The organism is Sphingomonas sp. Leaf208 (assembly GCF_001421415.1).
GTDB lineage: Bacteria > Pseudomonadota > Alphaproteobacteria > Sphingomonadales > Sphingomonadaceae > Sphingomonas.
The window spans coordinates 116,249-129,993 of record NZ_LMKH01000034.1; the positions used below are offsets into that span (position 1 = coordinate 116,249).

Sequence of the window (13,745 nt, forward strand, 5' to 3'; positions counted from 1 at the left end):
ACCTGACGATCCTCCCCCGCCAGGGGAGGTGGCTGGCCCTTGCCAGACGGAGGGGGAGGACATGGAGCAGAGGTTGCGCCTGCCTCCCCCTCCGTCACCTTCGGTGCCACCTCCCCCTTGCGGGGGAGGATAGACTGAATACCCCAGCTTTCGCCCCCGCGACGAATGAGGCGGATGACGCCTCCCCTCACCTGCGGTACAGCACCCGCTCCTCCAGCTTGAGGCTGATCATGTCCGAAGACTTCTACCGCATCAAACGCTTACCCCCCTATGTCATCGCCGAAGTAAACGCGATGCGGGCGGCGGCGCGCGCGGGCGGGGAGGACATCATCGATCTCGGCATGGGCAACCCCGACCTGCCGCCCCCCGAGCACGTCATCGAGAAGCTCGTCGAAGTCGCGCGCAAGCCCAGCGCGCACGGCTATTCGCAGTCGAAGGGCATCCCCGGGCTCCGGAAAGCCCAGGCGAATTATTACGGCCGCCGCTTCGGAGTTGATGTCGATCCCGAGACCGAGGTCGTCGTCACGATGGGCTCGAAGGAAGGCCTCGCCAGCCTCGCCACCGCGATCACCGCGCCCGGCGACGTCGTGCTCGCGCCCAACCCGTCCTATCCGATCCACACCTTCGGGTTCATCATCGCCGGCGCGACGATCCGCGCGGTGCCGACCACGCCCAACGAGGCGTATTTCGAGAGCCTCGAGCGCGCGATGGCGTTCACCGTCCCCGCGCCGTCGGTGCTGGTGATGGGCTATCCGTCGAACCCGACCGCCGAAGTCGTCGACCTCGCCTTCTACGAGCGCGTCGTCGAATTCGCGAAGAAGCACAAGCTGTGGGTAATCTCCGATCTCGCCTATTCGGAACTGTATTTCGACGGCAAGCCAACCCCCTCGATTCTCCAGGTGCCCGGCGCGAAGGACGTCGCGATCGAGTTCACCTCGCTCAGCAAGACCTATTCGATGGCCGGCTGGAGGATGGGCTTCGGGGTCGGCAACAAGACGCTGATCGCGGCGATGACGCGCGTGAAGTCGTACCTTGATTACGGCGCGTTCACGCCGATCCAGGCCGCCGCCTGCGCCGCGCTGAACGGCCCGCAGGACATCGTCGAGCGAAACCGCCAGCTCTACCACAAGCGCCGCGACGTTCTGGTCGAGAGCTTCGGTCGCGCCGGCTGGGACATACCGAGCCCCCGCGCGAGCATGTTCGCCTGGGCACCGCTGCCGCCCGCGCTCGCGCACTTAGGTAGCCTTGAGTTTACCAAACAATTGCTGACTCACGCGCACGTCGCAGTGGCCCCAGGGGTTGGCTACGGCGAAAACGGCGAGGGTTATGTGAGGATCGCGATGGTCGAGAACGAACAGCGACTCCGCCAGGCGGCGCGCAACGTGAAGAAATATCTCCAGTCGATGGGCGTCAACACGCCCGCGCGTGGCGCCGGCTAACCCGCCAGCGTGGATATCAATCCGTTATATTCGGTGGCCGGCGTGCTCGTCGGCCTCATCGTCGGGCTGACGGGTGTCGGCGGCGGGTCGCTGATGACGCCGCTGCTGGTGCTCGTCTTCGGCTTCCACCCCGCCACTGCGGTCGGCACCGACCTGCTCTACGCGTCCGCGACCAAGACGGTCGGGACGACGGTGCATGGCTGGCGCGGCACGGTCGACTGGCAGGTCGTACGTCGGCTCGCGACCGGCAGCGTCCCCGCGGCGATCACGACGTTGCTCGTGCTCAACCATCTCGGCGAGAAATCGTCCGACACCGGCCACGCGATCACCGCCGTGCTCGGCGTCACGCTGATCCTCTCGGCAGTCGCGACCTTCTTCCGCGGCAAGATCGTCGCGTGGCTGACCCCGCGCATCGGCACGGTCGGCGGCGAGCGCCAGGCGATGCTCACGATCCTGCTCGGCGCGGTCCTCGGCGTGCTCGTCTCGCTGACCTCGGTCGGCGCCGGCGCGCTGGGCATGACTGCGCTGCTGATCCTGTACCCGACGCTGCCGATCAACCGGCTGGTCGGCTCCGACATCGCTCACGCGGTGCCGCTGACTCTGCTCGGCGGGATCGGCCACTGGATCCTCGGCTCGGTCGACGTAGACCTACTGGTGTCGCTGCTGATCGGCTCGATTCCCGGCATCATCGTAGGCAGCCTTATCGCCACGCGCGTCTCCGACCGCGTGCTGGTCCCCGTGCTCGCGACCGTGCTGGCGCTGGTCGGCGTGAAGCTGATTCTCTGACATGCGGCCAGGCTTTGCCTTCTCGACCAGGTTCCGCGTGCGCTATGCCGAGATCGACGGCCAGCGCATCGTCTTCAACTCGCGCTATCTCGAATATGCCGACGTCGCGGTGACCGAGTTCTGGGAATGGACCGGGATCGCGGAGGCTCTGCCAGACCTCTGGCCGACCACCGAGTTCAACGTCCGCCGTACCGAGATCGATTACCTCAAGCCGTTCCGCCTCGGGGATACGGTCGAGGCGTTCGTGCGGATCGATAAGCTCGGTACGACGAGCCTGACGAAGCGGTTCGAACTTGCACATGCGGAGACGGGGGAATTGCACACGGCGATCACGATGGTCAGCGTGCACGTCGACCTAGAGACGGGGCGGCCGGTGGCGCTTCCGGATGCCATCCGAGCGGTGCTGGAGTCGCTACCCAACGGCTAACGCAACGGTCCCCCCTCCCTGGAAGGGAGGGGTAGGAGCGTCTCCGCGGTCATCACTTCGGCAACGGGTCCGAAGGCGACGACCTCCGCCGCCTCGGCCTCAGCCTCAACCCCATCCCCAGCGACCTCCCCAGGCAGCGCCCAGATAAGATCCCCCTTCCCCAGCACGCGCCCGTCATGCGACCGCACCGACACCGGCTGCAACGGCCGCCGATCGCGTTCGTCCACCAGGATCGGAAACGCCGGCACGCACGTCTCCCATCGCTCGCCCCATTGCCGCAGCGCGATCATCGTCGGCAGCAGCGCGAATCCCTTGTCGGTCAGACCGTAGGCGATCTTGCGCCGATCCTCCGGGATAGGTTGCCGCTCCAGGATCCCATGCTCGACCAGCCGCGCCAGCCGGTTCGCCAGGATATTACGCGCAATCCCCAGTTCCGACTGGAACTCCTCGAAATGATGCAGGCCGTTGAACGACGCGCGCAGGATCAGGAACGACCAGCGTTCGCCCATCGCCTCCAGTGCGGCGGGCAGGCTGCATTCGAGCAGGGGTTCGCGCAATTTTCCCACGGCGTCTTCCTTATTGGACAGCAACGGTACCGCATAAAAGGCCGAAGCGAAATGCTCCTCCGATTTCAGTTGCAACTCGCAACTAATCGGAATAGGTCTCGATTAGAAACCTTTTAGGAGTCTACCGATGTCCGTCATCACCCGCGCGCTTCTGACCGCCGTTCCCGCCCTGACGACGGGGTTCGCCGCACTGGTCGCGACACCGGCATCGGCCCAGACGCCCATCAATTATTATGTAGCCGTCCCTGCCGCCGCGCCCACTTCCACCCGGCTGATCACCAACGGCACGCCGTGGCGCTGGGAGAATGCGGCGTTCGTCTCCAGCAAGGCACCGCAACGCGACGTGATCCTCTGTGCCGCGGTCGCCAAGCGCGTCGGGCCGCTCGCCAGTTTCACGGTCGCGGGCAAGGCCTATGACGCCGACGCGCTGGCCGCGTGCAACAACCACGCGAAATAACGAGGAATTTGTTGCAATGCATCGCAACCCGGCCCCATCTATAAGCCGTGTTGCGCCAATATGAACTGGTCGATCGCGTCCTCGACTACGATCCCGATGCCGATGAGGCGCTGCTGAACCGCGCCTATGTCTTCTCGATGCAGGCCCACGGGAGCCAGAAGCGCGCGAGCGGCGATCCGTATTTCAGTCACCCGATCGAGGTGGCGGGTATTCTCACCGACCTCCACCTCGATGCGGAGACGATCGCCACCGCGATTCTCCACGACACGATCGAGGATACCGTCGCCACCCCCGAGGAGATCGAGCGGCTGTTCGGCGCCTCCGTCGCGCGTCTGGTCGACGGCGTGACGAAGCTCAGCAAGATCGAAGCGCAGACCGAGAACGAACGCGCCGCCGAGAATCTGCGCAAATTCCTCCTCGCGATGTCCGACGACATCCGCGTGCTGCTGGTCAAGCTCGCCGACCGGCTGCACAACATGCGGACGCTCCACCACATCGCCAAGCCGGAGAAGCGCCGTCGCATCGCCAAGGAGACGATGGACATCTACGCGCCGCTTGCCGAGCGGATCGGCATGTACGAGTTCATGCGCGAGATGCAGTCGCTTGCGTTCGAACAGCTCGAGCCCGAGGCCTCCGAATCGATCAACCGCCGCCTAGAACAACTGAAGAAGGGCGACGGCGACCGCATCGCCAAGATCGCCTCCGGGCTCAAACTGGTCCTGTCGCGCGCCGGGGTCGAGGCGGATATCTCGGGCCGCGAAAAGCACCCCTATTCGATCTTCCGCAAGATGTCCGAACGCCACATCAGCTTCGAACAACTCTCCGATGTAATGGCCTTCCGCGCGATCGTCCCGACCGAGGAGGATTGCTACCGGGTGCTCGGGATCATCCACCAGCGCTGGCCGATGGTGCCGGGCCGGTTCAAGGATTACATCTCGACGCCCAAGCGCAACGGCTATCGCTCGCTGCACACCTCGGTGATCCACGCCGACAGCGCGCGGATCGAGATCCAGATCCGTACCGCCGACATGCACGCACAGGCAGAGTTCGGGCTGGCGGCGCACTGGGCGTACAAGCAGCAGATCAACGGCAGCGACCGCCAGGTCAGCTGGATCCGCGACCTGGTCGAGATCCTCGATACCGCCGAGAGCCCTGAAGAGCTGCTCGAACACACGCGGATGGCGATGTACACCGATCGCATCTTCGCGTTCACGCCGAAGGGCGAGCTGATCCAGCTCCCCAAGGGCGCGACCTCGATCGATTTCGCGTACGCGGTGCACACAGATCTCGGTGACCAGGCGGTCGGCGCCAAGGTCAACGGCCGCGTGGTGCCGCTGTCGACGGTGATCGAGAATGGCGACCAGGTGCAGATCCTCCGCTCGAAGGGCCAGTCGCCGCAGCCGCAATGGCTCAACGTCGCGACCACTGGCAAGGCGCTCGCCGCGATCCGCCGGCACCTGCGCCAGAAGGAGCGCGTCGAGCAGATAGCGCTCGGCCGCACGCTGTACGACGACATCGTCACGCGGTTGCCTGCGCAGATCGGGACGGATGCATTGAGCCACGCGCTGAAGCGGCTGAAGCTCCCCGACGATTCGTCGCTGATGGTCGCGATCGCGCGGCGAACGCTGTCTGATGCTGCGGTGATGGAGGCGCTGATGCCCGGCTCGGCCGGCGCCGACGTCACGCATGCGCTGGCGCCGCAATCAAGCGCGATCTCGATCAAGGGGCTGACCCCGGGCGTGGCGTACGATCTCGCGACATGCTGCCATCCAGTGCCGGGCGACCGGATCGTCGGGTTGCGCCGGCCGGATGCGGGGATCGAGGTCCATGCGATCGACTGCCGCGTGCTGGGCGAACTCGCCGAACGCTCGGAGAACGAGACCGACTGGGTCGATGTCGCCTGGGGGGACGAGACCGAGGGTGCCGTCGCGCGCATATCCGTGATGGTGAAGAACGAGCCAGGCTCGCTAGGCATCGTCTCGTCGATCATCGGCGGCCACAAGGCGAACATCATCAACCTGCGGCTCGATACGCGCGACAAGAGCTTCCACACCAACGAGATCGACGTCGAGGTGCACGACGTGCAGCAGTTGATGCGGCTGATGGCGGGGCTGCGCGCAGCCGATGCGGTGCACACCGTAGAGCGGGTGTAGCATTTGATGATTATTGCTGCCTACAACTCCCATTGACGCTAAACGGCGCGGATGAACCGTCCCGCGTTATCGATCGTCGTCCCCTGCTATAACGAGGCGGCGTGCCTCGACATCCTGCACGCGCGCATTTCCGGCGCCGCGAAGGTCGCGGTCGGCGACGATTACGAGATCGTCCTGATCAACGACGGCTCGCGTGACGACAGCTGGCCGGTGATGCATCGCCTCGCCGCCGCCGACCCGCGGCTGGTCGCGATCAACCTGTCGCGCAACCACGGCCACCAGCTGGCGTTGACCGCCGGTCTCGATCTTTGCGCAGGCGAACAGATCCTGATCATCGACGCCGACCTTCAGGATCCGCCCGAGCTGCTGTCCGACATGCGCGCGGCGATGGCGGCAAGCCAGGCCGACGTCGTCTATGCCGTCCGCCGCCAGCGCGCCGGCGAAACCGTCTTCAAGAAAGCCACCGCCGCCGCCTTCTACCGCCTGCTGACGCGGATGACCGAGACGCCGATCCCGCTCGATACCGGCGACTTTCGCCTGATGAGCCGGCGGGCATTGGACGCGTTCCTGTCGCTCCCCGAACAGGCCCGCTTCATCCGCGGCATGGTCGCCTGGATCGGCTTCAAGCAGGTCCCCTTCCCCTACGACCGCGCCGAGCGGCTCGCTGGAGAGACGAACTACCCGCTGGCGAAGATGATCCGCCTCGCGTTCGACGCCGTCACCGGCTTCTCGACCGCGCCGTTGCGCTTTGCCAGCCACGCCGGGCTCGCGCTGACAGGCGTATCGCTGCTCCTGTTCGTCTACATCGCGATCGGCTGGCTCTCGGGCAGCGCGGTGCAAGGCTGGACCTCGACGATGCTCGTCACGGTGTTCCTGGGTGCGGTGCAGATGTTCGTGCTGGGGATGATCGGCGAGTATCTCGGACGGCTGTACGTCGAGTCCAAGCGGCGGCCATTGTATATCGTCGCCGACGTTGCGGGGCCGATCCAGGGGAAGGCCACCTTGGGGTTCCGTGCGGAGCCGGTCGAAGTGGTGCGGTTGCCTGACGGCTCCCTTCCCTTCCACCCCGAATAACGAACGCGCCTGCCGATCGCAACACCACCCCGGCGGAGGCCGGGGCCCAGTTGGAAAGGTCGCAGTAACGAAGCGCACCCGAAGTTATCGACGTTCCCCAACTGGGCCCCGGCCTTCGCCGGGGTGGTAGTTGCTTGATGCTTGCTGGCCAATTCGAGAAGGTGCGCCGCCCCCTACGCCGTTCGTGCCGAGTAGAGACCGAGTAGCTCCGTAAGGAGCGTATCGAGGGCTCGTATCGAGGTATGGGCCCCGCGCGCCAACCTATCCCTCGATACGCCATCTCGATACGTGGCTTCGCCACTACTCGACGGCTACTCGGGACGAACGGAAGTAGGCCGCGCAGATACCTCGATCGTTACCGCGGCACCGCCAGCGTCACGATCGAAACCCCCGGCGTCATCGGCACGCGCCCGACCAGATGCCGTTCCAGCCGAAAGATCTTCTCGAACAGCGCATTCACTAGCTTAGGCGGCGGCGAATCGTCGCTGTCGTCACGCCCGGTCATCCGCCCGGCGATCCGCGCCGCCGCCGCCAGTGGAAACAGCAGCGAGTTGAAATACCCCAGCTTCTCCGGCTTCAGCCCGGCCGTCTTGATCGCCGACTGCAACGTCGCCTTCGAGTACCGCCGATGGTGATGGTTCACCACGTCGTGCGCGCTCCACAGCCACGCATGCGCCGGCACCGCGATCAGGATCTTGCCACCCGGAGCAAGGCAATCCGCCATCGCCTTCAGCGCGGCGACGTCGTCCTCGATATGCTCGACCACATCAAGCACCGCGATCAGGTCGTAATGCGCGCGGGGAACGCCCGGCAGTTCGGGTAAAGGCGCGCCCCCCACCGGCTTGCCGAGCCGCTCGCTCGCGATCTCTCGCGCGGCGGGGTCGATCTCGATCGCGTCGATCTCGCCGAACTCGGCCAACATCGGCAGATTATGCCCGGTGCCGCAACCGATCTCGAGGATCTTCGCATCCTTCGGCAATGCGCCGTAGCGTGTCAGGTAATCCGCCAGGATGTCGCGGCGGGCGCGGTACCACCAGTGCGTGGAATCGTGGGCGGCCATCCGGTCGTAGACGATGCGGTCCATTACTTGTCGACCCTGCGGTTGAAATTCATGTCAGTTGAAAACCCAGAAACGGTTGAGCACGAACGTCACGATCGCGGCAAGAAAGACGGCGGGGATCAGCGGGATCCAAGGATGCAGATGGAGCAGCGCGGTACCGATCCAGGTGATGACCGCATTGAGCGCGAGCCCCGAGCCCTGGACGATCACGAACTTCACATGCCGCCCCGCCCCCGGTTCCTTCGCATGCCCCTTGAAGCTCCAGCGGCTGTGCAGGAAGAACCCGACCACCACCGCGACGGCAAACGCGAACGGCACCGCCGCCACCGCCTGGCGTGGCGGGAAGACGTAGGCGGTCAGCGGCAGGTAGACGAGCGAATAGACGACGCTGGAAATCCCGCCGGCGATGCCGAAGCGCACGAGCTGGCCGAGCACGCCGCTCGCCCGCATCTGCTCCACCTGTCGCCAAATCGCCTGCATGCCCGCCTTGTTCTTTACCCGCACCGCGATAGAGCGGCCGCGAAGACAAGCCCGCGCATCTAGAGTGCGTGCGGGCCGGAGGAAAGCGTTTTGGATCAGGCACCACTTCAGCGGCGGACGTTGCTGGACGAACTCGATCGGCATTGGATCGCGCTGACGTTGCTCGCCTGGGTAGCGGTGGCGGCGTGGTCAATGGTTGATCGCTGGGGCCAGATCCGCTGGCTGTCGCTCGGCGATACCGACGACAACATGCGCCTGATGCAGGTCCGCGCGCTGCTCGACGGGCAGGGTTGGTACGATCTACGCAACTACCGGATGAACCCGCCGGTCGGCTTCGATATCCACTGGAGCCGGATCGTCGACCTGCCGATCGCCGGCCTTATCCTGTTCTTCCGCCTGTTCACCAGCAACAGCTGGGCCGAACGGCTCGCCTGCGGGATCGCGCCGTTGCTGCCGTTGTCGATTGCGATGCTCGGCATTGGCGCGACCGTGCGACGACTGATCAGCCCATATGCATGGCCGCTTGCGGTTGTGTTCATGGTCGGCGCTACGGCCACGATGCTGATGTTCATGCCCGAGCGGATCGATCACCACGGCTGGCAGCTGGCTATGCTGAGCCTGACAGTCGCGGGGCTGTGCGATACGAACGGGCGTCGTGGCGGCGCGATGGTGGGGATCGCGAGCGCGGTGTCGCTGTCGATCGGGCTCGAACTGTTGCCCTACGCGGCGATGGCGGGCGCGATCATCGCGCTGCGCTGGGTGTGGGACCGGTCGGAAGCCGAGCGGCTGTCGATCTACGCGCTGACGTTGGGTGGTGGCAGCACGCTCGGGTTCGCGCTGTTCGCGTCGAACGCCAACCAGGCGATGCGCTGCGACGCGCTGACGCCGGTATGGCTGAGCGTGATGATCGCGGCGGGGATGCTGCTGTTCCTGCTGGCGCGGTTTGGGCCGGCGTCGCGGGGGGCTCGGCTGGCTCTGGCAGTGGTGGCGGGCGCGGCGATCGTTGCCGGATTCGCGCTGGTGTTCCCGCAGTGCCTGGGGCGGCCCGAGGGCATCTCACCCGAGCTGCAGCGCAACTGGCTGGACAATGTCCGCGAGGCCAAGCCGATCTACAAGCATAGTTTCCGCGTCGGGTTCGCGCTCGCGACGCTACCGATCATCGGCTTGATCGGGGCGGCGATCGCAGCGTGGCGTGCGCGTCGCGAACCGAGCGCAGTCGGCTGGGCGGCGGTCGCGCTGTTCACCGCGTTCGCCTGCGCGATGCTGTTGTGGCAGGTCCGCGCCGGACCCGCCGCGCAGATGCTGGCGATCCCTGGAGCGACCGCGCTGGCCTGGCTGATCATCCCCCGATTGCTCGGCAACCGATCGATCGCGGTGCGCGTGCTGGGGACGACTGCTGCGTTCCTGATCGTGTCGGGCATGTTCGCCGGGATGGTGCTCAAATACCTGCCGATCGACCGGCCGAAGCCGTATGAAAAGCGCGTCAACATGGCGACCGGCGACTGCCTGCGCACGACCGTACTCCTCGCGCTCAACAAATACCCCGCGCAGACGATCTTCACCTTCGTCGACATGGGCCCGCGGCTGATCACGATCACGCATCACGACGCGATCGCAGGGCCTTATCATCGGAACGGCGACGCGATCCTCGACGTGCAGCACGCGTTCGGACGGTCTGCGGACGAGGCGCATGCGATCATCAAGCGCCACGGCGCGACGATGCTGCTGCTCTGTCCGAACGCGGCGGAATCGACTAACTACAAGGCGCGTAGTCCGAAGGGGTTCTACGCCGAACTCGCGAAGAATGAGGTCCCCACGTGGCTGACCCCGCTCCCGCTACCCGCGATGTCGCCGCTTCGGTTGTTCAAGGTCGACTGACCACCACCCTCCGGTTCTCCTGCGAGCGCAGGAGCCCAGGGTAACGAAAGACAACGTCTGTAATCCCGGTTCTCCTGCGTTCGCAGGAGAACCGGGATTAGCGCAGCACTACCGACAAACCATCGAGCACGAACTGCACCGCCAGCGCGGCGAGCAGCACGCCGAGCAACCGGGTAATCACCGCCTCGATCTTCGCGCCGAGGATTCGCATGATCGGCCCCGCCGCGAGCAGCGCGACTAGCGTCAGCAGCAGGATCGTCACCATCGCGCCGAGCACCACAAGCGAGCGTTCGATCCCGCTGTTGCGGCTCATCAACAGCATCACCGATGCGATCGAGCCGGGGCCGGCGATCATCGGCATTGCCATCGGGAAGATCGAGACGTCCTCGACCTCGGGATCGCTCGCCACCTTGGCGGCACGGTCCTCGCGGCGTTCGGTGCGCTTTTCGAACACCATTTCGAGCGCGATCAAGAACAGCATGATGCCGCCGGCAATGCGGAAGCTCGCCAGGCTGATGCCGAGCCCCTTCAACAACGCCTCGCCGAACAGCGCGAACACGAACAGGATCGCCGCCGCGACACCGACAGCGCGCATCGCCATCGCACGCTTCTGCAGCGTCGACGCGCCCGCAGACAGCCCGGCATAGATCGGCGCGCAACCGGGCGGATCGATTACGACGAAGAACGTGATCAGCGACGAGATGTAGAGTTCGATCACAGGCTTGCCTCATCGATCGCGACGCCTTCGCGACGTCCTGCCGAGACCAAGGTGTTGCGCAAGAGGCAGGCGATCGTCATCGGCCCGACGCCCCCCGGCACCGGCGTGATCGCACCCGCGACCTCGACTGCGCTGGCGAAATCGACGTCGCCGACGAGGCCGGCATCGGTACGGTTGATGCCGACGTCGATGACGGTCGCGCCGGGCTTGAGCCAGTCGCCCTTTATCATCTGCGGAATACCGACCGCAGCAACGACGATGTCCGCGCGACCAATGTGCGCGGGAACGTCCTTGGTGCGACTATGCACGACGGTCACGGTGCAGCTCTCACGGAGCAGCAGCTGCGCCATTGGTTTGCCAACGATGTTGGAGCGACCGACGACGACCGCCTCGAGCCCGCTGAGGGTCGGCAGCACGCTTTTCAGCAGCATCACACAGCCGAATGGTGTGCAGGGCACGAACCCGGGCAGGCCGGTTGCGAGACGCCCGGCGTTGATCGGGTGGAAACCGTCGACGTCCTTGTCGGGATCGATCGCGGAAATGACCGCCTGCTCGTTGATATGCTTCGGCAGGGGCAACTGGACCAGGATACCGTCGATCGCCGGGTCTGCGTTCAGCGTCGCGACCAAGGCCAGCAGATCTTCAGCAGCCACGTCGGCGGGGAGGCGGTGCTCGATGCTCTCCATTCCGGCCTCCCGCGTCGCCCTGCCCTTCGAGCGGACATAGACGTTAGACGCGGGATCCTCGCCGACCAGAACTACGGCAAGGCCGGGCGCACGGCCCGCCTCGGCGCGAAAGGCGGTGACGCCGTTTGCGATACGGGCCCGGAGGCCGGCGGCGAAGGCCTTGCCGTCGATGATGGTCGCGCTCATGCCCGCGGCTCATAGAGCGCGGACGCAATTTCCGCCAGCGTAGTGGCGTTGCCGGCGATGTGCAGGCGCTTCAAGCGGGCGGTTTCGCCAGCGACGATCGTCACGGCACGCTTGGGTACGCCAAAGGTCTTCGCGACGAGCGCCACCAACCCAGCATTCGCGGCACCGTCCACCGGCGCCGCCGCCAACCTCGCGACGAAATGCTCTTCGGTCCCGGTGGTCAGCGCATCGCGACCCCCGCGCGGCGTTACCCGAACGGCGATCGCCAAGCCGTCAGCCAGCGCTCGCCAAGCGGCCTTCCCGCTCAATAGGTCGCGACGAGATAGTTCTGTGCGATGTTCGGAATGACGATGTTGCTAAGGATGTAGAGGATCAGCAGCACGACCAGCGGCGACAGGTCGAGCGCGCCGAAATCGGGAAGCACGCGGCGGATCGGGCGGTACATCGGCTCGGTCATGCGCTGCAGCGCGGTCCACACGGTGCGGACGAAATCACTGTGCGTATTGATGACGTTGAACGCGATCAGCCACGACAGGATCGCCTGCACGACGATGATCCACCAGATGACGGTGAGCAGCAACTGGACGATCTGAAGAAGGGCGATCAAGGCGTAGGTCTCCGCTGGTGTGTTGCCGATATAAGGTGGCGGGGGGAGAACGAGAAGCCCTGTGGTGTCGGGAGGTGTACCAACTCTATTCTACCGACGGACCGTCATCACATATGCCCGCCCCGAGCGATCCTCCCCCGCCAGGGGGAGGTGGCCCCGAAGGCGACGGAGGGGGAGGATACGGAACGGAGGTTAGCGCGTGCCTCCCCCTCCGTCTGGCAAGTGCCAGCCACCTCCCCCTTGCGGGGGAGGATCGTTGGGTTGGCCAGGGCTACCCCCTTTACCGCGAGCGCCCGTTCGCGCTCACCAGCGTCCCCGCGCCCTGCTTGGTGAAGATCTCCAGCAGCATCGCGTGGGGCACGCGGCCGTCGATGATCACCGCGGCGTCGACCCCCGATTCGACCGCTGCGACGCAAGTGTCGAGCTTCGGGATCATGCCGCCGGTGACCGTGCCGTCGGCGCGGAGTTCGGCGATCCGCGCGGGGTCGAGGTCCGTCAGCAGTTCGCCTTCCTTGTCGAGCACACCGACGATATCGGTCAGCAGAAAGAAGCGCGCCGCGCCCATCGCAGCCGCAATCGCGCCCGCCATCGTGTCGGCGTTGATGTTGTAGGTGTGGCCGTCGGCACCAATGCCGATCGGCGCGATCACCGGGATGATGTCGGCGGCGATCAGCGTGTCGAGAATCGTCCGGTCGACCGCGATCGGCTCGCCGACGAAGCCGAGATCGACGTGCCGCTCGATCCCCTGCAGCTTGTCCGGCTCGCGCCCGTGGCCGACTTTCTGCGCGAGGACGAGGCCGGCGTCCTTGCCCGAGATGCCGACCGCACGGCCGCCGGCCTGGCCGATCCAGCCGACGATTTCCTTGTTGATCGAGCCGGCTAGGACCATCTCGGCGATCTGCGCGGTCTCCGCATCGGTGACGCGCAGACCGTCGACGAAGCGCGATTCGACGCCGAGCCGCTTTAACATCGCGCCGATCTGCGGGCCGCCGCCGTGGACGACGACCGGGTTGATGCCGACCGCCTTGAGCAGCACCATGTCCTCGGCGAAATCGCGCTGCAGCTCGGGGTCGCCCATCGCGTGGCCGCCATATTTCACGACGAACGTCTTGCCGGCATAGCGCTGCAGGTACGGCAGCGCCTCGGTGAGCGTTTCCGCCTTGGCGAGCAGGGCGGGATCGGGCGTGTGATCGGTCAACTAAACTTCCGTTCGTCTCGAGTAGCCATC

15 protein-coding genes are annotated in these 13,745 nt (G+C 65.6%); 7 read left to right on the plus strand and 8 right to left on the minus strand.

The genetic code is table 11. The features are described from left to right. The first annotated feature begins 230 nt into the window (after positions 1 to 230). From ASE69_RS13230 to ASE69_RS13240, 3 genes are read left to right on the plus strand one after another with little or no spacing between them, the layout of a single operon-like run. Complete coding sequence (locus ASE69_RS13230; protein WP_056487421.1) at positions 231 to 1,439, plus strand: LL-diaminopimelate aminotransferase; 1,209 nt, start codon at positions 231 to 233, stop codon at positions 1,437 to 1,439. A 9-nt stretch (positions 1,440 to 1,448) separates the two neighbouring features. After that, positions 1,449 to 2,225 (plus strand): sulfite exporter TauE/SafE family protein, encoded by a 777-nt coding sequence (locus ASE69_RS13235; protein WP_056487426.1) that lies wholly within the window; start codon positions 1,449 to 1,451, stop codon positions 2,223 to 2,225. Position 2,226: 1 nt separating this feature from the next. Beyond that, entirely contained in the window at positions 2,227 to 2,652 is a 426-nt protein-coding gene (locus ASE69_RS13240; RefSeq protein ID WP_056487428.1) for an acyl-CoA thioesterase, read from the plus strand. On the opposite strand, the gene ASE69_RS13245 is transcribed toward ASE69_RS13240, so the two are convergent. Next, a complete protein-coding gene (locus ASE69_RS13245; RefSeq protein ID WP_082453145.1) occupies positions 2,649 to 3,161 on the minus strand; it encodes a winged helix-turn-helix transcriptional regulator in 513 nt (170 codons plus the stop codon). The genes ASE69_RS13240 and ASE69_RS13245 overlap by 4 nt on opposite strands. A 184-nt stretch (positions 3,162 to 3,345) precedes the next feature. On the opposite strand from ASE69_RS13245, the gene ASE69_RS13250 reads away from it, so the two are divergent. The 3 genes from ASE69_RS13250 to ASE69_RS13260 are packed head-to-tail and all read left to right on the plus strand — an operon-like array spanning position 3,346 to position 6,902. Next, complete coding sequence (locus tag ASE69_RS13250; protein WP_056487431.1) at positions 3,346 to 3,675, plus strand: CC_3452 family protein; 330 nt, start codon at positions 3,346 to 3,348, stop codon at positions 3,673 to 3,675. Between the two features lie 47 nt (positions 3,676 to 3,722). Beyond that, entirely contained in the window at positions 3,723 to 5,828 is a 2,106-nt protein-coding gene (locus tag ASE69_RS13255) for a RelA/SpoT family protein (protein WP_056487434.1), read from the plus strand. A gap of 51 nt (positions 5,829 to 5,879) precedes the next feature. Beyond that, complete coding sequence (locus ASE69_RS13260; RefSeq protein WP_056487437.1) at positions 5,880 to 6,902, plus strand: glycosyltransferase family 2 protein; 1,023 nt, start codon at positions 5,880 to 5,882, stop codon at positions 6,900 to 6,902. 355 nt (positions 6,903 to 7,257) lie between these two features. Here ASE69_RS13260 and ASE69_RS13265 read toward each other — a convergent pair whose 3' ends face one another. Together ASE69_RS13265 and ASE69_RS13270 are read right to left on the minus strand one after the other, a co-directional pair. Then, complete coding sequence (locus ASE69_RS13265; protein WP_056487440.1) at positions 7,258 to 7,986, minus strand: class I SAM-dependent methyltransferase; 729 nt, start codon at positions 7,984 to 7,986, stop codon at positions 7,258 to 7,260. Between the two features lie 30 nt (positions 7,987 to 8,016). Beyond that, on the minus strand, positions 8,017 to 8,466 hold the full coding sequence (locus tag ASE69_RS13270) for a GtrA family protein (RefSeq protein WP_414883089.1): 450 nt from the start codon (positions 8,464 to 8,466) through the stop codon (positions 8,017 to 8,019). 66 nt (positions 8,467 to 8,532) lie between these two features. Here ASE69_RS13270 and ASE69_RS13275 point away from each other — a divergent pair, with 66 nt between their 5' ends. Continuing rightward, positions 8,533 to 10,320, plus strand: coding sequence for a hypothetical protein (locus ASE69_RS13275; protein ID WP_056487443.1), 1,788 nt, complete (start codon positions 8,533 to 8,535; stop codon positions 10,318 to 10,320). A gap of 97 nt (positions 10,321 to 10,417) precedes the next feature. Here the strand turns inward: ASE69_RS13275 and ASE69_RS13280 are convergent, their stop codons facing one another. From ASE69_RS13280 to argB, 5 genes are all read right to left on the minus strand, one after another. Further along, positions 10,418 to 11,038 carry a MarC family protein gene (locus tag ASE69_RS13280; protein WP_056487445.1) on the minus strand — a complete coding sequence of 207 codons (621 nt, stop codon included), beginning with the start codon at positions 11,036 to 11,038 and terminating at the stop codon, positions 10,418 to 10,420. Then, the gene (gene folD, locus ASE69_RS13285) at positions 11,035 to 11,910 is read right to left on the minus strand and encodes a bifunctional methylenetetrahydrofolate dehydrogenase/methenyltetrahydrofolate cyclohydrolase FolD (RefSeq protein WP_056487448.1); all 876 of its coding nucleotides are present in this window, start codon (positions 11,908 to 11,910) and stop codon (positions 11,035 to 11,037) included. The genes ASE69_RS13280 and folD overlap by 4 nt, the downstream gene beginning before the upstream one ends. Then, entirely contained in the window at positions 11,907 to 12,179 is a 273-nt protein-coding gene (locus ASE69_RS13290; protein ID WP_235518743.1) for a DUF167 domain-containing protein, read from the minus strand. Before ASE69_RS13290 ends, folD begins: the two co-directional genes overlap by 4 nt. A 35-nt stretch (positions 12,180 to 12,214) precedes the next feature. Beyond that, positions 12,215 to 12,517 carry a YggT family protein gene (locus ASE69_RS13295; protein ID WP_056066456.1) on the minus strand — a complete coding sequence of 101 codons (303 nt, stop codon included), beginning with the start codon at positions 12,515 to 12,517 and terminating at the stop codon, positions 12,215 to 12,217. 280 nt (positions 12,518 to 12,797) lie between these two features. Next, positions 12,798 to 13,715 carry an acetylglutamate kinase gene (gene argB, locus ASE69_RS13300; RefSeq protein WP_056053472.1) on the minus strand — a complete coding sequence of 306 codons (918 nt, stop codon included), beginning with the start codon at positions 13,713 to 13,715 and terminating at the stop codon, positions 12,798 to 12,800. Positions 13,716 to 13,745: the final 30 nt, after the last annotated feature.

Excerpts from the sequence above, each read along its gene's own strand:
- ASE69_RS13230 (WP_056487421.1), top strand. The coding sequence starts at position 231 with ATGTCCGAAGACTTCTACCGCATCAAACGCTTACCCCCCTATGTCATC.
- ASE69_RS13240 (WP_056487428.1), top strand. The coding sequence starts at position 2,227 with ATGCGGCCAGGCTTTGCCTTCTCGACCAGGTTCCGCGTGCGCTATGCC.
- ASE69_RS13245 (WP_082453145.1), bottom strand. The coding sequence starts at position 3,161 with ATGGGCGAACGCTGGTCGTTCCTGATCCTGCGCGCGTCGTTCAACGGC.
- ASE69_RS13250 (WP_056487431.1), top strand. The coding sequence starts at position 3,346 with ATGTCCGTCATCACCCGCGCGCTTCTGACCGCCGTTCCCGCCCTGACG.
- ASE69_RS13260 (WP_056487437.1), top strand. The coding sequence starts at position 5,880 with ATGAACCGTCCCGCGTTATCGATCGTCGTCCCCTGCTATAACGAGGCG.
- ASE69_RS13265 (WP_056487440.1), bottom strand. The coding sequence starts at position 7,986 with ATGGACCGCATCGTCTACGACCGGATGGCCGCCCACGATTCCACGCAC.
- folD (WP_056487448.1), bottom strand. The coding sequence starts at position 11,910 with ATGAGCGCGACCATCATCGACGGCAAGGCCTTCGCCGCCGGCCTCCGG.